The organism is Segatella copri, assembly GCF_026015295.1.
GTDB classification, from domain to species: Bacteria; Bacteroidota; Bacteroidia; order Bacteroidales; family Bacteroidaceae; genus Prevotella; species Prevotella copri_C.
On sequence record NZ_JAPDUW010000001.1, the window covers coordinates 3,469,445 to 3,487,327 of the forward strand.

Below are 17,883 nucleotides of genomic sequence, written 5' to 3' on the forward strand. Positions count from 1 at the left end.
ATATCCGTTTATACGCTTTACGGCATAAGAACTTCACGAATTGTATCTTTACTCTTGTTCTTTAGACTCCTGACTCGTCTTTTTGCCGGCATTCTGTCTTACGTTCAAGTGAGGATACGAAATACGGGTATGGTAAATAGCCTTGAGTCGTTCGATGAGTACCTGCTTAGCGAGAGCGATGTCTCGGAACGTGATAGGGCACTCCTTGAAGAAACCATCTGCCACCTGTCCGTCGATGAGTTTATTGACGAGGTTACTGATGCTTTCTTCAGTATATTCGTTCAGAGAGCGCGAAGCCGCTTCAACCGTATCTGCCATCATCAGGATGGCCTGTTCGCGGGTAAATGGGTTCGGACCAGGATATTGGAACTGCGACTTGTCAATCACCTCTGTAGGGTGGGCATTACAGTAATTAATATAGAAATACTTGGTGATGCCCGTTCCGTGATGAGTAGTGATGAAATCCTTTATGATGCCTGGCAGACCAACCTTCTCTGCCATCTTCAGACCTTCTGAAACATGGCTTATGATAATCTGTGCGCTCTCAAGGTCGCTTAACTGGTCGTGAGGATTAACGCCCGCCTGATTCTCTGTGAAGAAAACAGGGTTAGTCATCTTACCGATATCATGATAGAGTGCTCCGGTACGTACCAGAAGACTGTTGGCTCTGATGCGGTTGGCAATCTCTGCTGCCAGGTTACCTACGGTGATAGAATGCTGGAAGGTGCCTGGAGCAATCTCACTCAGGTTGCGAAGTAATCCCTTGTTGGTATTTGACAACTCGAAAAGTGTAACATTAGATGTAAATCCAAACATCTTTTCTATAATGTACATGAGCGGATAAGAGAGTAGCAGGAAGATGCCGTTTACGGTAAAGTAGGTATACATGCTGGCATCTACGTTGAACACCTGGTTGTCCTGCATCAGCTGAAGGGCAAGATATACTATACCGCTGGCTATAGTCACCAACAGGGCTGTGATGAATATCTGCGAGCGCTTGCTGAGTTCACGCAAACTGTAAATAGCAACAAGACCTGCTACCAGCTGTACGATGATAAACTCGTACTGGTACTTTACCGCTGCTGCACAAATGAGAATCATCGTAACGTGGCTGATAAAGGCTGTACGCGAGTCCATAAACACACGTACGAAGATAGGCGCCATGGCAAATGGGATGATATAGACACTGAAGAAATTGTGTTTCATCATGAGTGACACAAAGATAGGGAACAGCGTAATCATCGCATAAAGCATGGTAATGCTGCGCGGCTTATCAAAATAGTCTTTTCTGAAAAGTGAGAGATAAGAGGTAAACAGCATGACAAGAATGAAGATAAACAGTACCTGTCCGATGATAGTGGTTGTCAGTTCTTCCTGGGTAGAGCTGCGGCGCTTCATCTCCTTATCGAATGAATTGAGCACCCGATAGGTGTTGTTCGTAATCACTTCTCCACGATCTACAATCTTCTGTCCGCTCATCACCATTCCGCTTGCCAGTGGAATGCTGCTCATCATGTCGGCTTTCTCGGCCTCGCTTCTTTCCTTATCGTATATGACGTTGGCTTCAACATAATTATTGAGGTTGCAACGGGATAAAAGCTGTCTCTGGGTTGCCAGCTTCTCATCGTAGAAGATGCGTTCGTAAGCGGCAATAGTAGAGTAGAACGAACCGATAGGTACGCTCTTCACATTCTTTCCGTTGATAATTCGTATCATACTGGTAGAATCTTTGTAGATACGATTATATTCCGTGGTAGCGATGATGCCGGTCTGATAAAGGCGCTGAAGCTGGTGGGCTATGAGTCCCACATATTCTTTTGGCAAACCTGGTACACCTTGGCTGAAGTCGTGCAGGAAACGGCTCACCTGTTCGCTGCCGATGGAATCATTGACAGAATAATAAGGTTGGAATTGCTTCATCAGCGAATCCTGTTCACGCTTGATGGCTTCATCGGTCTTATAGATCGGAAAGTCAAATTTTGCGATGACGGAACCATACATCCATGGCTTTCCAACATCGTACCTGAACATCCTTCCTTCGTTGCGAGGAAGGAACCAAACAATGATAGCAACGGTAATTAATATCAAAACCGTTTTTGTGGCGAAATTGCGCCAATAGTTCTCTTCTGGGTTGTTAAATATGCTCATTTTCCTACTTTTTTCTTACTTATTTTGTTTTACAGTGCGAAAATACGAAAAAAAACGGCTAAAATCGCAAAAAAAGATGTAAATTTGCAGAAAAATTTGAAAATAGCTATAAAAAGACATGGCAGATAGAAAAGTAAGGGTGCGTTTTGCCCCTAGTCCAACGGGTGCATTGCACATTGGCGGTGTTCGTACCGCTCTGTATAATTATTTGTTTGCTCGCCAACATGGAGGTGAGCTGGTGTTCCGTATTGAGGATACAGATTCTCATCGTTTCGTGCCTGGAGCCGAAGAATATATCCTGGAATCTTTCAAGTGGCTGGGTATCCAGTTTGACGAGGGTGTAAGTTTCGGTGGAGAGCATGGACCTTATCGCCAGAGTGAACGTCGTGATATCTATAAGCAGTATGTTCAGCAGCTCTTGGATAATGATAAGGCGTATATTGCTTTTGATACTCCTGAGGAGTTGGAAGCGAAACGTGCCGAAATCCAGAATTTCCAGTATGATGCTCATACTCGTATGCAGATGCGCAACTCTCTGACTCTTTCTAAGGAAGAGGTTGATAAACTGATTGCTGACGGAAAGCAGTATACTGTACGTTTCAAGATTGAACCGGGACAGGAAATTCACGTGAACGATATGATTCGTGGTGATGTGAAGGTAATGAGCGATATCCTGGATGATAAGGTACTTTATAAGAGTGCTGATGAATTGCCAACTTATCACCTGGCAAATATCGTAGACGACCACCTGATGGAAATCTCTCATGTAATCCGTGGTGAGGAGTGGTTGCCTAGTGCGCCTTTGCACGTACTTCTTTATAAGGCTTTCGGTTGGGAAGATACCATGCCTCGTTTTGCGCATCTTCCTTTGCTTCTTAAGCCTGAAGGTAAAGGTAAGCTGAGTAAGCGTGATGGCGACCGCCTCGGTTTCCCGGTATTCCCGCTGGAGTGGCATGATCCTAAGACTGGCGAGGTTTCTTCCGGTTATCGTGAGAGTGGCTACTTCCCAGAGGCTGTAGTCAACTTCCTGGCGCTCCTCGGCTGGAATCCTGGTACAGAACAGGAAATCTTCTCTCTTGATGAACTGGTGAAGGCTTTTGATATTTCACGTTGCTCTAAGGCTGGTGCCAAGTTTGACTTCAAGAAGGGAATCTGGTTCAACCACGAATACATTCTGATGAAGAGCGATGATGAAATAGCTAACCTCTTTGCCCCTATTGTTGCCAACAATGGTGTAGAGGAAACTCTGGACCGCGTAAAGCAGGTGGTACACATGATGAAGGATCGTGTGAACTTTGTCTATGAACTGTGGCCATTGTGTTCTTTCTTCTTCATTGCTCCTACAGAGTATGATGCTAAGACAACCAAGAAGCGCTGGAAGGAATATTCTGCACAGCAGATGACAGAACTTGCTGATGTGCTTGAAGGTATTGAAGATTTCTCTATCGAAGGTCAGGAACCTGTCGTGATGAAATGGGTAGAGGATAAGGGCTACAAACTCGGTGACGTGATGAACGCATTCCGTCTGACTCTCGTAGGTGAGGGTAAGGGCCCGGGTATGTTCGATATCTCTGCCTTCCTTGGCAAGGAGGAAACTCTGCGCCGTCTTCGCAAGGCAATCGAAGTTTTGGGTTAATTCACAATAATTTCTCTCTGAATGGCTTTCTGCAGCATTTTGCTGAAGGCTATTCAGAGAGTTCACGTATTTATAGATAGTAACCAATATAAAGAAATATCATGATCTATAATATCGTAATATATTTCGTCCTTTGGGGCATAGCCATTGCAAGTCTGTTCAATGAAAAAGTGCGCAAGATGTGGCGTGGTGAGCGTGAGGCTTTCAAAATATTGAAGCAGAAGGTGGATCCTAATGCTAAGTACATTTGGTTTCATGCTGCATCGCTCGGTGAGTTTGAACAGGGACGACCTTTGATGGAACGTATCCGCAAGGACTATCCTCAGTATAAGATTCTGCTTACCTTCTATTCTCCTTCAGGTTATGAGGTGCGCAAGAACTATGAGGGAGCTGATATCATCTGTTATATGCCGGTGGATACTAGGTTGAACGCCATCCGTTTCCTTAGACTGGTACGTCCTGTGATGGCTTTCTTCATCAAGTATGAGTTCTGGTCTAATTTCCTTCATATCCTGAAGCATCGCAACATTCCTACTTATAGCGTGAGCAGTATCTTCCGCGAGGATCAGGTGTTCTTCAAATGGTACGGCAGAAGCTATGCTGGAGTGCTGAAGTGTTTTACCCGTTTCTTCGTACAGAACGAAGAGAGTAAGCGATTGCTCGAAGGTATCGGCATCACGGCTGTGGATGTGGTAGGAGATACCCGTTTCGACCGTGTTCTCCAGATAAAGGAGGCTGCCAAGCAATTGCCGATTTGCGAGGCTTTCAGAACAGGAGTGGCTTCATCTCAGTCTGCTGATGTACCTCATCATGATTTCAAGGTATTTGTTGCCGGTAGCTCTTGGCCACCAGATGAGAATATCTTTATACCTTTCTTTAATGAGCATAAGGATTGGCGTCTGCTGATTGCTCCTCATGTCATCGCTGAAGAGCATCTGAAGTTGATTCTTTCTCTGATAAAGGGCAAGAAGGTAGTGCGCTATACGCAAACAACTCCTGAAGAAGCTGCAGATGCTGATGTTTTGATCATCGATTGTTTCGGATTGTTGAGCAGTATGTACAACTATGGTGATGTGGCTTATATCGGTGGCGGCTTTGGTGTAGGTATTCATAACACCTTGGAGGCTGCCGTATGGAATATGCCGGTTATCTTTGGTCCGAACAATAAAAAGTTTCAGGAGGCTCAGGGCTTGCTGAAATCGGGTGGAGGTTTTGAAATCAATACCTATGATGATTTCTCGAGCTTGATGGGTTCTCTGATGAATGATGAGACCTTCCTGAAACAGGCTGGCGATAAGGCTGGCACCTTCGTGGCTCATTTGGCTGGCGCTACTGATAAGGTCTTGGCAAGTGTAAAGTTGTAATAGCTTCATTATATACATATACAAGAAAAGGTCTCATGAATGTTTTTCTTCATGAGACCTTTTCTTGTAAATGTATGTGCCGTAAACCAGGCATCCTGCCTTTATTTGATAATGCGGTAGTAATCCTCTTTTCTTGGTTTTACGGTATGAGGATGCGCAGAAGCATAACCCAAGGCTAAGGCTCCTACTCCCATCAAACCTTCTGGAAGATTCCAGTCTTTCATCAACTTCTTGCCTTCTTCTGATGCAAACATGCCGTCTTCACGGTTAATCCAGCAAGATGCAAGGCCGATAGAGTGGGCTGCAAGCATCATATTGCCTAAGATAAGGCTGCCATCTTTCACACCGTTAACGTTGCTTTCTGGTGCCAGAACGATAACGATGGTTGGCGCTCCATAGTAAGGATCGCTTTCTACACCCATGATTTCTGCGTTCATCTTGCGAAGCTGGGCGCAAATCTCAGGATTCTGAACGGCAATGATGAAAGGCTCCTGGGTTCCATGACCTGTTGCTGCCCATGTGCCGGCTTCCAATACCGTCTTCAACTCTTCGTCGGTAATCTGATCTGCCTTGAAGCGACGAATGCTTCTTCTTTCCTTAATGGCTTTCAAAACTTCATTTTCCATCTTATCTTGTTTTAAACATTTTATTTAGAAATCTTTTCTCTTTCTTCGCTCTTTTATGCAGGGCATCCGCTTAAATCCTCTTCATCCATATACTGGCTGAGAACCCGGGCAATGCGGATCAGACCCTGCATCAGGGTCTTGCGAGGACAGGCGATGTTGAGGCGCAGGTAGCCCTGGCCAGCCTTTCTGCCATACATCGTACCACTGTTGACGAATACCTTGCCATCGTTCATCAGCTTCTCATAAGCCTCGTCGCTTGACAGTTCGAAAGGCAGGATATCGAGCCATACCAGGTAGGTGCCTTCAAGGCGGGTAACGCGAACTTGTGGCAATTCGGTATTGAAGAATTCCTTTACTGCCTGATAGTTCTCGTAGAGATATTGGTTCAATTCATCCAACCATTCTTCTCCCTCATTGTAAGCTGCCTGTAGGGCGATAACGCCGAATGGGTTTACGTCACAAACCTCGTTGATGTTGATGGCGCGGTTGATGCGGCGGCGCAATGTTGCATCCGGACAGATAATGTTGGCTATCTGAAGTCCTGCAATATTGAATGACTTTGATGGTGAATTCAATACTACGCAGTTGTCACGGCAAGCTTCGCTGATGCTGGCAAATGGAGTATACTGATAGCCTGGCATGATGAGCTCGCAATGAATTTCATCTGCGATGACCTTTACCCCGTGCTTGAGACAGATGTCGTTCATTCGCTCAAGTTCCTCTTTCTTCCACACTCTTCCGGCTGGATTGTGAGGATTGCAGAGGATGAAGGCTGTGGTCTTCTCATCGGCACATTTGCGCTCGAAGTCTTCGAAATCTATCTCATAAGTGCAGTTGCCCACACGTTTCAGTTCGTTTTCTACTACTTCGCAGCCGCTGTTTGTAATGCAGGAGAAGAAGCAGTTGTAGACAGGTGTCTGTACCAATACCTTTTCGCCAGGCATGCAGATGGCTTTCAGACAGCAGGAAATGGCTGGTACAACGCCTGAAGTATAGAGAATCCAGTCTTTCTCTATCTTCCACTGGTGGCGGCGGGAGAACCAGCTGATGATAGCCTCGTAATAAGAATCAGGTACGAGGGTATAGCCGAAGATACCATGAGCTACGCGCTTCTGCAGAGCTTCGATGATGCAGGGAGCTGTCTGGAAATCCATATCTGCTACCCACATAGGAATAACGCCGTCTTCTTTCACCAAATCCCATTTGTATGAGTTGGTTCCACGACGTTCGATGATTTCATCAAAATTGTATTTCATATTTGTTTTCTATCTATGTTGTTTCTTCTATCTATATAGGATAAATCTCTTATTTATATAGGATAAATCTCTTTTTCTCCTAATTGAAATCTTCGTTCATAGACTTTGAATGTACGTTCAAAGACATTGAACGTACATTCAAAGCTTTTGAACGGCCGTTCAATGTCTATGAACGGAGATTTCAGTTAAGTGTAAGAATAATTAGTTATGGGAACAATAAGTAATTTACTTGATTGTTGTCATTTCTGTAATTACCTCTTAAACTATTTCGATTTATCTGTGATTTTACATGCACCCTTTGGCGCTTTGGCAAACTCAGTATATGTTACGCTTCCCACTTCGTCTGCCTCGATTCTTCCGGAGATAGGGTTCTTGATATTGGTGATACTTCCCTTGATCTGTGCATCGATGTTGGTGCAATCCTCGAAGGCACGGTCGCATTCCTTATCAAAGGTGCAATTCTCCAGAGTTACATGGTCCATGTAGCAGAGAGGCTGCTCGCCGCTGATGTGGCAACGTACGAACTTGATGTTCTTGCTGTGCCAGGCCAGATACTCACCATTCAGTTCCGAATCATAGACGGTTACATTCTCGCATTCCCAGAAACTGTCCTTGGTTGTAATCTTTGCGTTGTGAATCTCCACATTTCTGCAGTATTGGAATACATATTTAGAGTCGCTCTCAAGTCCGTCTACATAGATATTCTTGGAGAACATGAATGGATAAGTTCCATCGTGGAGTTTTACGTTCTTCAGTTTCAAGCCATCTACCTTCCAGAAAGTCTCATCAGCATCTGTGATGTTTACGTTCTCCAAATCCAGATTCTTCATTTCGCGGAAGAACTTAGGCCCATCGATGGCGCAGTCTTTCATCACCATATTATCACTATACCAGATGGCCGAACGGCTTTCTGGGGCGAAGTAGCAGTCTGTGATAAGGGAACCGTCCACATGCCACCAAGGGTATTTGCCATAAAACTTGGAATGGTGGCATTCTATGTTTTGGCAGCACTTGATGCCCGATTCGCCATCTGTAATCGTAATATCTTCTAAACGTACATCGTGAGCACCGAAAAGAGGGCGCTCGCCCCCGAATGATTTCTTCTTTATCAATTCCATAATTTTCTATTATCCTTTCTTGTTTGTTATTTCTGTGTGCAAAATTACAAAAATAATGCCAAATTCGTATAACCTGATTTACAGAAAAATGTAACGATATGGCGTATTTGGGGATAAATGGTCGCTATAGGGGAAAAATAAATGAAAAAAGGCTGAATCATGAAGCATTTTCACGATTCAGCCCTTATCGAGTTAACTTCTAAAAATCCGAAGCGGAGAATTACAAGTTAGGGTTCATCTCTTTCCACTCAGCTACTGGAGGAACGATGCCAAGCTCTACGATCTCATCGCGCATCTTGCAAAGGTGCTCGTAAGACTTCTGGAGGCTAGCGAGCTCTTCCTCAGTACCTGTAGGCTCTGTGAAGTGAACACCAGTCTTGTCGATAGTAGTAGGCATAGCCATCATTACGTTCTTGAAACCGAGCTTGTCGTGGTTTACATAGCAACCTGCTGGCAATGTGAACTTCTCGCCACCCATAGCAGCCTCGATCATCTTAACTGCGTTGTAAGCTGGGCTCTGGAATGAAGAACGGCCACGGAGCTTGATGATGTTAGAACCACCCTGTACTGTGTGGTGCTTGATCTCTTCCCAACGCTCGTCAGAAAGACCCATCTCTGCCAATGGCTTGCCGTCAACCTTAACCTGAGAAGCAAATACAGCCATCTGCTCGCCGTGACCACCATAAGTGTGAGCGCCAGTAACCTTATCCTGCTGTACACCGAACTCGAGGGCCAAAGCCTGCTGCAGACGAGTAGAATCGAGAGCTGCGAGTGATGTCAACTGGTTTGGCTTCAAACCTGAGTGGATAAGTGCTGTAAGAGCTGTAACGTCAGCTGGGTTGAAGATAACAACTACGTGCTCAACCTCTGGGCAGTACTTCTTGATGTTGTCACCAAATTCTGCAGCAATCTTGCAGTTGCCCTTAAGAAGATCCTCACGAGTCATACCCTCCTTACGAGGAGCACCACCAGAAGAAATGATATATTTAGCACCAGTGAAAGCCTCCTCTGGGTTAACAGTATAAGTTACGTTAACACCTGGGAATGCGCACTGCTGAATCTCATCGAAAACACCATGTACACCTGGCTCGAAGATATCATAAAGACAGATGTTTGGAGTAAGACCGAGCATCAAAGCGCTCTGTACCATGTTAGAACCGATCATACCGCCTGCACCGACGATAACGAGTTTGTCATTTGTTAAAAAATTCATAACTACAATTCTTTTTTAAATGTTTATAATCTTTTTCTCCTGAAAAATAGCGGAATGTATCTGGAATAAAGTTTGTAAAACTCCTTCTTTTTACTTTCCGACCGCAAAATTAATAAAAAGTAATGTAAATCGTGCATATTTTTGCGCTTAAATTTGTTGTTAATTCTTAAAAATGTTATCTTTGTAATCTCTAATTAGCAAAATGCATTATTTGGAGTTAAGTTAAACATTAAATTGCATAACAATTATGAATGAAATCGAATTACGTTTAGCTAGATTGAGGGAGTTGATGAAGCGTGAACATCTTTCTGCTTTCATCTTCCCTAGTACAGATGCTCATCAGAGCGAGTATGTTGCCGACCATTGGCGAGGAAGAGAGTGGATCTCTGGTTTTAACGGGTCGGCTGGTACTGCTGTCGTTACAATGAAATCGGCTGCTTTATGGACTGATTCCCGCTACTTCCTGGCTGCGGAAGAACAGTTGGAAGGTACTGAATATCAGCTGATGAGACTGAAAATGGAAGGTACGCCTACTATCGCTGAATGGTTGGGAAAAGAATTGCGGGATGTACAATCTCCAGAGGTTGGACTTGATGGCATGGTCAACTCTTATAATTATGTTAAAGATTTAAGCTATTCTCTCCGTAAACTCGGTGGAATTACGCTTAGAACTAATTTGGACCCTTTGGAACAGATTTGGGAGAATCGTCCTTCGCTTCCTGCAAATCCTGTAGAAATTCAACCATTGGAATATGCTGGAGAGACGCTAGCCTCTAAAGTGGCCCGTATCCGTAAGGCTTTGAGAGGACTTCATGCAGATGGTATGCTCGTTTCTGCTTTGGATGATATTGCTTGGACTTTGAATCTTCGTGGTACAGATGTTCATTGCAATCCTGTATTTGTAAGTTATTTGTTGATTGAGAGCGATAAAGTTTCTCTTTTCGTGGATGATAATAAATTATCTCCTGAAGTAAAACAGTATCTTCAAGACAATCAGGTTTCTCTCTATAAATATAATAAGGTGGAAAAATGCCTTGAATCATATTCGGAATATAATATCCTGTTAGATGGAAATGAAACGAGCTATTATCTGTGGAAAGCAGTAAAATGCCAGGAAATTGTTGCTGCTGGTTCTCCTGTTCCGGCTATGAAGGCTGTGAAAAATAAAGCAGAAATAGAGGGCTACCGTAGTGCGATGCTTAAAGATGGTGTTGCTATGGTTAAGTTCTTGAAGTGGCTGAAACCTGCTGTTGAGGCTGGCGGACAAACAGAAATTTCCATTGATGAGAAATTAACGTCGCTACGTGCCGAACAGAAACTGTTCAGAGATATTTCTTTTGATACGATTGCCGGCTATGCGCAGCATGGAGCAATTGTCCATTATGAGGCAACTCCTGAAACAGATGTCGTTCTGAAACCGGAAGACTTGATTCTGATAGACTCTGGCGCTCAATACCAGGATGGTACTACTGATATTACCCGTACCATAGCCTTGGGGGCCGTATCTGAAGAGATGAAGCATGTTTATACCTTGGTTCTGAAAGCGCATATTCAGTTGGAATTGGTTAAATTCCCCGATGGTGCATCAGGAACACAGTTGGATGCTGTAGGAAGAGAGTGTATGTGGCGTGAAGGATATAATTTCTTGCATGGTACAGGCCATGGAGTAGGTTCGTATCTCTGTGTGCACGAAGGCCCTCATCAAATAAGAATGGAGTGGATGCCTACACCTTTGAGAGCTGGAATGACCTTGACTGATGAGCCTGGTTTGTATCTGGCAGGTAAGTTTGGCGTAAGAATAGAAAATACGGTGCTGATTTCAGACTACATGTCTACTGAGTTCGGTAAATTCCTGCAGATAGAGCCTCTTACTCTTTGTCCTATAGATACCACTCCTATAGATGTTGATATGTTGTTGCCTGAAGAGATTGACTGGCTCAATGCTTATCATCATTCAGTTTATGAAAAATTGTCTCCTTTCCTTGATGAAGAGGAGAAAATATGGCTTGAAAATGCTACAAAACCCATAAAATGAACATTTTAGAGTAAAAAGTTGAAGAAAAACTTGGTAGTTTGATAAAATAGATGTAATTTTGCACCCGCAAATTGTGGCATTGCCATATTTCGCATTGAATAACATAAGTTTAACATAATAAATTAAAAGCAAAAAAATGATTATTGTACCAGTTAAAGACGGTGAGAACATCGAGAGAGCTCTCAAGAAGTTTAAGAGAAAATTCGAAAAGACAGGTGTTGTTAAGGAGCTTCGTGCTCGTCAGCAGTATGACAAGCCTTCTGTTTTGAAGCGTCTCAAGATGGAACACGCCATCTACGTACAGCAGTTGCGTGCAAACGAGGAATAAAAGTAAAAAATCCTCAAAAAATTTGGTAGTTTAAAATAATTTTCGTAACTTCGTTGCCGAAATGAAAAAGGTACGACGTTATGTTGAGTATAGATAAGTTCTTGGAATATTTGCGCTCTGAACTGAACAGGTCGCAGAGGACGGTAGAAAACTATCGCGAAGATTTGAAACTCTTTGAGCAGTATGCTAGGAACTTGTCTGAATCCTTCACTTGGGAATCTGTTGATTCTGATATGATTCGCAACTGGATGGAGCATATGATAGATGCAGGAAATAAGGCAACCTCGGTTAATCGCCGGTTGAGTGCTTTGAAAATGTTCTATCGGTTTGCTTTAGTCAGACATTATGTGGAGTCGGATCCCGCTCATAGCCTCAAAGGACCTAAGGAGAGTAGACCGCTACCTCAATTCTTGAAAGAAAATGAGATGGATGAGTTGCTTGACAGAAAAATGTGGGGCGATGATTATAATAATGTACGCGCACGTACTATTATAATATTGTTCTATGAGACGGGGGTGCGATTGTCAGAGTTGATAGGGCTTGATGTTGACGATGTGAACTTTATCAAAAAAGAGATAAAGATTACGGGTAAGGGAAACAAACAACGTATAGTTCCTTTTGGTGACGAGCTTAAAAATGCTCTTTCGGAATATTTGGCTCTAAGAGCACAAAGGGTGATGGTTAAGACTGGAGCTCTTTTGCTTGCGGATAAGGGCGGACGGATGAGTCCGGTTCAAGTCAGAGAAATCGTGAAGGAGAACCTCGCAAGGGTTTGCTCGTTGAAAAAGAAAAGTCCGCACGTGTTGAGGCATACGTTTGCTACTGCAATGTTGAATCATGGTGCAGGAATTGAAAGTTTGAAAAGACTGTTAGGACATGCGAAACTCTCGACGACCGAGATTTATACGCATACAACGTTTGAGCAGTTGAAACGAGTTTATATTGAAGCCCATCCTCGGGCGTAACCTTTTAAAAAATGGAGGTAACTATGGAAATTAAGATTCAGTCGATTCACTTCGACGCTACCGAGAAGTTACAGGCGTTTATCGAAAAGAAAGTCGCCAAGTTAGAAAAAACTTTTGAAGATATACAGAAAGTAGAGGTGCAATTAAAGGTCGTGAAGCCTGCTACTGCCTTGAATAAGGAAGTTCATCTGGAAGTTGCTGTCCCTGGAACCAAGTTGTTCGTAGAAAAGACATGTGACACTTTTGAGGAAGGAATTGACCAGGCAGTGGACTCAATGAAGGTTCAATTGACCAAATTTAAAGAAAAATCAAGGAATCGATAAAAAAAACTCGAAAAAATTTTGTTGATTCAAAAAATAGTTGTATCTTTGCAGCCGTTTTCCGATAGATGGAAATTTAGCCGTATTGCGGCTGTAAAGATTGCCTCTTTAGCTCAGTTGGCCAGAGCACGTGATTTGTAATCTCGGGGTCGTTGGTTCGAATCCGACAAGAGGCTCAGAAAAAGAAAAATTTGGGTAGTTACCAGAGTGGCCAAATGGGGCAGACTGTAAATCTGCTGGCTATGCCTTCGGTGGTTCGAATCCATCACTACCCACTTTCTTTGATAAGCGGAAATAGCTCAGTTGATAGAGCACTAGCCTTCCAAGCTGGGGGTCGCGGGTTTGAGCCCCGTTTTCCGCTCAATTTATTAACTTGCTGTAATAGCTCAGTGGTAGAGCACTTCCTTGGTAAGGAAGAGGTCCTGAGTTCAACTCTCAGTTACAGCTCTATCGTTCTAGATGCTTAGGATGGTAGAGGAACAGATTATTCATTTATATAAATAAAAAGAAAAGCTATGGCTAAAGAAGAATTCGTGCGTACCAAACCGCATGTTAACATTGGTACAATTGGTCATGTTGACCATGGTAAGACTACTCTGACCGCTGCTATCTCTAAGGTATTGAACGAGAAGCTCGGTACATCTGAGGCAGTTAAGTCATTCGATCAGATTGATAATGCTCCTGAGGAGAAAGAGCGTGGTATCACTATCAACTCTGCTCACATCGAGTATGAGACAGCAAAGCGTCACTATGCACACGTTGACTGTCCTGGACACGCTGACTATGTAAAGAACATGGTTACTGGTGCTGCTCAGATGGATGGTGCAATCTTGGTTTGTGCTGCTACTGATGGTCCTATGCCACAGACACGTGAGCACGTACTTCTTGCACGTCAGGTAAACGTACCTCGTTTGGTTGTTTTCTTGAACAAGTGCGATATGGTTGATGATGAGGAGATGCTTGAGCTCGTTGAGATGGAGCTTCGTGAGATCCTCGAGCAGTATGGTTACGAGGAGGATACTCCAATTGTACGTGGTTCTGCTCTCGGTGCTTTGAACGGTGTTGAGAAGTGGGTTAAGTCTGTTGAGACTTTGATGGATACAGTTGATGAGTGGATTCAGGAGCCAGAGCGCGAGATTGATAAGCCATTCTTGATGCCTATCGAGGATGTATTCTCAATTACAGGTCGTGGTACTGTTGCTACAGGTCGTATTGAGACAGGTCGTTGCAAGGTAGGTGACGAAGTTCAGTTGCTCGGTCTTGGTGAGGACAAGAAGTCAGTTATTACTGGTGTTGAGATGTTCCGTAAGATCCTTGCTGAGGGTGAAGCTGGTGATAACGTAGGTTTGCTTCTCCGTGGTATCGATAAGGCTGAGGTTAAGCGTGGTATGGTAGTTGTACACCCAGGTGCTATTACTCCTCACGATCACTTCAAGGCTTCTATCTATGTATTGAAGAAGGAAGAGGGTGGTCGTCACACTCCATTCGGTAACAAGTATCGTCCTCAGTTCTATCTCCGTACTATGGACTGTACAGGTGAAATCAAGCTTCCAGAGGGAGTTGAGATGGTAATGCCTGGTGATAACGTAGAGATTGAGGTAGAGTTGATCTACAAGGTTGCTTTGAACGAGGGTCTTCGTTTCGCTATCCGTGAGGGTGGTCGTACAGTAGGTTCTGGTCAGATTACAACAATTCTCGACGATATCAAGTAATTTAGATTTATCTAATTTGCTATATATATCAGACTCCCCTCCTAAGGGAGCGGGAGTCTTTCTACGGGTTTAGCTCAGTTGGTAGAGCACTGGTCTCCAAAACCAGGTGTCGAGGGTTCGAGCCCTTCAACCCGTGCTAAATAGAAGATAATATGAATAAAATAGTAAATTATTGCAAGGCATGTTACGATGAACTTGCGCATAAGACTACTTGGCCATCACGTGCCGAACTTACTCATAGTGCAATGGTTGTATTATCTGCTTCCCTAGTCATTGCACTTGTTGTGTTCGCGATGGATTCTATTTTCAAAGCCTTTATGGGTGTAGTTTATCCAGGTTAATTTTTTAAGGAAATGGCAGACGCAGGAAATAAATGGTATGTGCTTAAAGCCGTTAGTGGTAAGGAAGCTAAGGTGAAAGAATACATCGAAGCTGAAATGAAGCACAATGACTTACTAGCAGCAAATGTTTCTCAGGTGTTGATTCCAGTTGAGAAGCATGCAACTGTGCGTAATGGAAAGAGAGTCGTTAAAGAAAAGGTTTCTCTTCCAGGTTATGTTTTTGTGGAGGCCAAACTGAAGGGTGATGTAGCGCATACGTTGCGTTTCCTCCCTAATGTTTTGGGTTTCCTTGGAGGTTTGGATGAACCTACACCAGTTCCACAGCGCGATATCAATCGTATGCTGGGTTCTGCTGAGGAGACTGAGTTTGAGGAGAATCTTGATTGTCCTTACTTGGTTAATGATACCGTTAAGGTTATGGAAGGTCCATTCAGTGGTTTCAGCGGAATCGTTGAAGAGGTTAATGCTGAAAAGCATAAGCTGAAAGTTACGGTTAAGATCTTCGGACGTAAAACTCCGTTGGAATTAGGTTTTATGCAAGTAGAAAAGGAATAGGATTCTGTTACGAGATTGTTATTCCTTATAAGTTTCAATTTTAAATATTAACAAAGAAATGGCTAAAGAAGTTGCTGGATTAATCAAATTACAGATTAAAGGTGGCGCTGCGAATCCTTCACCTCCAGTAGGACCTGCATTGGGTTCTAAGGGTATTAATATTATGGGATTCTGCAAGGAATTCAACGCCCGTACCCAGGACAAAGCAGGTAAAGTGTTGCCAGTAGTTATTACTTATTATACTGACAAGTCTTTTGATTTTATTATCAAGACTCCACCTGCTGCAGTTCAATTGAAAGAGGCTGCCAAAATCAAGTCAGGTTCTGCTCAGCCTAATCGTCAGAAGGTTGCTTCTCTTACTTGGGATCAGGTAAAGGTAATCGCTGAGGATAAGATGAAGGACTTGAACTGCTTTACTGTAGAATCAGCTATGAAGCTCATCGCTGGTACTGCAAGAAGTATGGGTATTACTGTAAAAGGGGACTTCCCTGGTAAATAATTTAAAACTTCAATTAGAAAAATGAGTAAACTGACAAAAAATCAAAAATCAGTAGCTGATAAGGTTGAAGCAGGGAAGGCATACACATTGAAGGAGGCTTCAGAGTTGGTAAAGGAAATTACCACTACCAAGTTTGATGCATCTCTTGATATTGATGTACGCTTAGGTGTTGATCCACGTAAGGCTAACCAGATGGTTCGTGGCGTTGTTTCATTGCCAAACGGAACAGGTAAGGTTACTCGCGTGCTCGCACTCTGTACTCCTGATCAGGAAGCTGCTGCTAAGGAAGCAGGCGCTGATTATGTAGGTCTTGACGAATACGTTGAGAAGATTAAGGGTGGTTGGACAGATATTGATGTCATCATCACAATGCCTTCTTGTATGGGTAAGATTGGTCCTTTGGGTCGTGTACTCGGTCCTCGTGGCTTGATGCCTAACCCTAAGAGTGGCACTGTAACTATGGATGTTGCTAAGGCAGTAAAGGAAGTTAAGCAAGGTAAGATTGACTTTAAGGTTGATAAGGCTGGTATTATCCATACTTCAATCGGTAAGGTTGGCATGACTTCTGAGCAGATCTATGGAAATGCTAAGGAGTTCATCAACACAGTTATCAAGCTGAAGCCTGCTGCTGCTAAAGGTACATATATCAAGAGTATCTTTATTTCTAGCACTATGAGTAAGGGTATCAAGATTGATCCTAAATCAGTTGAATAACTCTAAAAGTTTTGTAAAATGAAGAAAGAAGTTAAAGATACTATTATCGCTGAGCTTGGACAGAAGTTGCAGGAGTTTCCTCATTTCTATCTTGTAGATGTTACAGGATTGAATGCTGAGAAGACAAGCGCACTCCGTCGTAAGTGCTTCCAGAGCGAGATTAAGATGGTTGTTGTTAAGAATTCCTTGCTTCACAAGGCGTTCGAGGCTTCAGATATCGATTTCTCTGAGCTCTATGGCTACTTGAAGGGTACTACTGCTGTGTTGTTTGCTAATACAGCTAATGTACCAGCTAAGTTGTTGAAGGAATATGACAAGGAAGATGTTCCAACATTGAAGGCTGCTTATGCAGAGGAAAGCTTCTACGTTGGCGCAGACAAACTTGCAGAGCTTTCAGCTCTCAAGAGCAAGAACGAAGTTATCGCAGAGATTGTTGCTTTGCTCCAGTCACCTGCAAAGAACGTTGTTTCAGCTCTTCAATCAGGAAGCAACACTATTCATGGTGTGCTTAAGACATTGGGCGAGCGTCCTGAGTAATCAATCACAATGTTATCATTAATTATAGTATAAACAAAATAAAATTTAGAATAAAATGGCAGATATCAAAGCTATTGCAGAAGAGTTAGTAAATCTTACTGTTAAGGAAGTTAATGAGTTGGCAACAGTCCTCAAGGACGAGTATGGTATTGAGCCTGCTGCTGCAGCTGTAGCTGTAGCTGCTGGTCCTGCTGCTGGTGGTGCAGCTGCAGCTGAGGAGAAGTCTACATTCGACGTAGTCCTCGCTGAGGTTGGTGGCGCTAAGCTCCAGGTTGTAAAGGCTGTTAAGGAGGCTTGTGGTCTCGGTTTGAAAGAGGCTAAGGATCTCGTAGACGGTGCTCCTTCTACAATCAAGGAAGGTGTAGCTAAGGACGAGGCTGAGAACCTTAAGAAGGCTATCGAAGAGGCCGGTGCTAAGGTAGAGCTCAAGTAATTAGAGTAATACATTTTTTATATAAATGGTTAGGATTCTCCAAGTAGGTGAGTCCTAACCTTTTTGTGTCTTTTATTATATTA

The 17,883-nt window shown here is 43.3% G+C and carries 18 protein-coding genes and 5 tRNA genes; 18 read left to right on the forward strand and 5 right to left on the reverse strand.

The genetic code is table 11. From position 1 onward, the window contains the following. Positions 1-48: 48 nt before the first annotated feature. Positions 49-2,148, reverse strand: coding sequence for an HD family phosphohydrolase (locus ONT18_RS14485; RefSeq protein ID WP_264906372.1), 2,100 nt, complete (start codon positions 2,146-2,148; stop codon positions 49-51). Between the two features lie 118 nt (positions 2,149-2,266). On the opposite strand from ONT18_RS14485, the gene gltX reads away from it, so the two are divergent. Continuing rightward, positions 2,267-3,784, forward strand: coding sequence for a glutamate--tRNA ligase (gltX, locus tag ONT18_RS14490; RefSeq protein WP_117694722.1), 1,518 nt, complete (start codon positions 2,267-2,269; stop codon positions 3,782-3,784). A gap of 104 nt (positions 3,785-3,888) precedes the next feature. Further along, the gene (locus ONT18_RS14495; protein WP_264906890.1) at positions 3,889-5,148 is read left to right on the forward strand and encodes a 3-deoxy-D-manno-octulosonic acid transferase; all 1,260 of its coding nucleotides are present in this window, start codon (positions 3,889-3,891) and stop codon (positions 5,146-5,148) included. Positions 5,149-5,249: 101 nt separating this feature from the next. Here the strand turns inward: ONT18_RS14495 and ONT18_RS14500 are convergent, their stop codons facing one another. The 4 genes from ONT18_RS14500 to ONT18_RS14515 form a co-directional block, all read right to left on the reverse strand. Next, positions 5,250-5,774: a nitroreductase family protein gene (locus ONT18_RS14500; RefSeq protein ID WP_117586702.1), complete on the reverse strand. Its 525-nt coding sequence runs from the start codon at positions 5,772-5,774 to the stop codon at positions 5,250-5,252. Between the two features lie 53 nt (positions 5,775-5,827). Further along, complete coding sequence (locus tag ONT18_RS14505) at positions 5,828-7,030, reverse strand: MalY/PatB family protein (RefSeq protein WP_022122133.1); 1,203 nt, start codon at positions 7,028-7,030, stop codon at positions 5,828-5,830. 263 nt (positions 7,031-7,293) lie between these two features. Further along, on the reverse strand, positions 7,294-8,148 hold the full coding sequence (locus tag ONT18_RS14510) for a DUF3737 family protein (RefSeq protein ID WP_264906377.1): 855 nt from the start codon (positions 8,146-8,148) through the stop codon (positions 7,294-7,296). A gap of 220 nt (positions 8,149-8,368) precedes the next feature. Continuing rightward, positions 8,369-9,361, reverse strand: a complete 993-nt coding sequence (locus tag ONT18_RS14515) for a malate dehydrogenase (RefSeq protein WP_118140326.1) — start codon at positions 9,359-9,361, stop codon at positions 8,369-8,371. A 247-nt stretch (positions 9,362-9,608) separates the two neighbouring features. Between ONT18_RS14515 and ONT18_RS14520 the strand changes: the two genes are divergently transcribed. The 16 genes from ONT18_RS14520 to rplL all read left to right on the forward strand — a co-directional run bounded on the left by ONT18_RS14520 (position 9,609) and on the right by rplL (position 17,800). Then, a complete protein-coding gene (locus ONT18_RS14520; protein WP_264906380.1) occupies positions 9,609-11,396 on the forward strand; it encodes an aminopeptidase P family protein in 1,788 nt (595 codons plus the stop codon). Positions 11,397-11,532: 136 nt separating this feature from the next. After that, positions 11,533-11,724 (forward strand): 30S ribosomal protein S21, encoded by a 192-nt coding sequence (gene rpsU, locus ONT18_RS14525; protein WP_006848852.1) that lies wholly within the window; start codon positions 11,533-11,535, stop codon positions 11,722-11,724. Positions 11,725-11,807: 83 nt separating this feature from the next. Continuing rightward, a complete protein-coding gene (gene xerA, locus ONT18_RS14530; protein ID WP_264906892.1) occupies positions 11,808-12,689 on the forward strand; it encodes a site-specific tyrosine recombinase/integron integrase in 882 nt (293 codons plus the stop codon). Between the two features lie 23 nt (positions 12,690-12,712). Continuing rightward, a complete protein-coding gene (gene hpf, locus ONT18_RS14535; protein ID WP_022122138.1) occupies positions 12,713-13,012 on the forward strand; it encodes a ribosome hibernation-promoting factor, HPF/YfiA family in 300 nt (99 codons plus the stop codon). A 99-nt stretch (positions 13,013-13,111) separates the two neighbouring features. Beyond that, positions 13,112-13,185 (forward strand) — tRNA-Thr (locus ONT18_RS14540). A gap of 17 nt (positions 13,186-13,202) precedes the next feature. Further along, a tRNA-Tyr gene (locus tag ONT18_RS14545) sits at positions 13,203-13,284 on the forward strand. Between the two features lie 13 nt (positions 13,285-13,297). Further along, positions 13,298-13,370: transfer RNA gene (locus ONT18_RS14550), tRNA-Gly, on the forward strand. Between the two features lie 14 nt (positions 13,371-13,384). After that, a tRNA-Thr gene (locus ONT18_RS14555) sits at positions 13,385-13,456 on the forward strand. Between the two features lie 68 nt (positions 13,457-13,524). After that, entirely contained in the window at positions 13,525-14,721 is a 1,197-nt protein-coding gene (tuf, locus tag ONT18_RS14560; RefSeq protein WP_022122139.1) for an elongation factor Tu, read from the forward strand. Positions 14,722-14,784: 63 nt separating this feature from the next. After that, positions 14,785-14,857, forward strand: a tRNA-Trp gene (locus ONT18_RS14565). A gap of 16 nt (positions 14,858-14,873) precedes the next feature. Continuing rightward, complete coding sequence (gene secE, locus ONT18_RS14570) at positions 14,874-15,062, forward strand: preprotein translocase subunit SecE (RefSeq protein ID WP_006848848.1); 189 nt, start codon at positions 14,874-14,876, stop codon at positions 15,060-15,062. Positions 15,063-15,074: 12 nt separating this feature from the next. Further along, positions 15,075-15,617 carry a transcription termination/antitermination protein NusG gene (gene nusG, locus ONT18_RS14575; RefSeq protein ID WP_006848847.1) on the forward strand — a complete coding sequence of 181 codons (543 nt, stop codon included), beginning with the start codon at positions 15,075-15,077 and terminating at the stop codon, positions 15,615-15,617. Positions 15,618-15,675: 58 nt separating this feature from the next. Then, positions 15,676-16,116 (forward strand): 50S ribosomal protein L11, encoded by a 441-nt coding sequence (rplK, locus tag ONT18_RS14580; RefSeq protein ID WP_006848846.1) that lies wholly within the window; start codon positions 15,676-15,678, stop codon positions 16,114-16,116. 21 nt (positions 16,117-16,137) lie between these two features. Next, the gene (gene rplA, locus ONT18_RS14585; RefSeq protein WP_022122140.1) at positions 16,138-16,830 is read left to right on the forward strand and encodes a 50S ribosomal protein L1; all 693 of its coding nucleotides are present in this window, start codon (positions 16,138-16,140) and stop codon (positions 16,828-16,830) included. A gap of 18 nt (positions 16,831-16,848) precedes the next feature. Then, positions 16,849-17,367, forward strand: a complete 519-nt coding sequence (gene rplJ / locus ONT18_RS14590; protein ID WP_022122141.1) for a 50S ribosomal protein L10 — start codon at positions 16,849-16,851, stop codon at positions 17,365-17,367. 55 nt (positions 17,368-17,422) lie between these two features. After that, positions 17,423-17,800 carry a 50S ribosomal protein L7/L12 gene (gene rplL, locus ONT18_RS14595; protein WP_006848843.1) on the forward strand — a complete coding sequence of 126 codons (378 nt, stop codon included), beginning with the start codon at positions 17,423-17,425 and terminating at the stop codon, positions 17,798-17,800. Positions 17,801-17,883: the final 83 nt, after the last annotated feature.

Bases quoted from the DNA above. Each gene is read 5' to 3' on its own strand.
- ONT18_RS14485 (WP_264906372.1), bottom strand. From the start codon at position 2,148: ATGAGCATATTTAACAACCCAGAAGAGAACTATTGGCGCAATTTCGCC.
- gltX (WP_117694722.1), top strand. From the start codon at position 2,267: ATGGCAGATAGAAAAGTAAGGGTGCGTTTTGCCCCTAGTCCAACGGGT.
- ONT18_RS14500 (WP_117586702.1), bottom strand. From the start codon at position 5,774: ATGGAAAATGAAGTTTTGAAAGCCATTAAGGAAAGAAGAAGCATTCGT.
- ONT18_RS14505 (WP_022122133.1), bottom strand. From the start codon at position 7,030: ATGAAATACAATTTTGATGAAATCATCGAACGTCGTGGAACCAACTCA.
- ONT18_RS14510 (WP_264906377.1), bottom strand. From the start codon at position 8,148: ATGGAATTGATAAAGAAGAAATCATTCGGGGGCGAGCGCCCTCTTTTC.
- ONT18_RS14515 (WP_118140326.1), bottom strand. From the start codon at position 9,361: ATGAATTTTTTAACAAATGACAAACTCGTTATCGTCGGTGCAGGCGGT.
- ONT18_RS14520 (WP_264906380.1), top strand. From the start codon at position 9,609: ATGAATGAAATCGAATTACGTTTAGCTAGATTGAGGGAGTTGATGAAG.
- rpsU (WP_006848852.1), top strand. From the start codon at position 11,533: ATGATTATTGTACCAGTTAAAGACGGTGAGAACATCGAGAGAGCTCTC.
- hpf (WP_022122138.1), top strand. From the start codon at position 12,713: ATGGAAATTAAGATTCAGTCGATTCACTTCGACGCTACCGAGAAGTTA.
- tuf (WP_022122139.1), top strand. From the start codon at position 13,525: ATGGCTAAAGAAGAATTCGTGCGTACCAAACCGCATGTTAACATTGGT.
- secE (WP_006848848.1), top strand. From the start codon at position 14,874: ATGAATAAAATAGTAAATTATTGCAAGGCATGTTACGATGAACTTGCG.
- nusG (WP_006848847.1), top strand. From the start codon at position 15,075: ATGGCAGACGCAGGAAATAAATGGTATGTGCTTAAAGCCGTTAGTGGT.
- rplK (WP_006848846.1), top strand. From the start codon at position 15,676: ATGGCTAAAGAAGTTGCTGGATTAATCAAATTACAGATTAAAGGTGGC.
- rplA (WP_022122140.1), top strand. From the start codon at position 16,138: ATGAGTAAACTGACAAAAAATCAAAAATCAGTAGCTGATAAGGTTGAA.
- rplJ (WP_022122141.1), top strand. From the start codon at position 16,849: ATGAAGAAAGAAGTTAAAGATACTATTATCGCTGAGCTTGGACAGAAG.
- rplL (WP_006848843.1), top strand. From the start codon at position 17,423: ATGGCAGATATCAAAGCTATTGCAGAAGAGTTAGTAAATCTTACTGTT.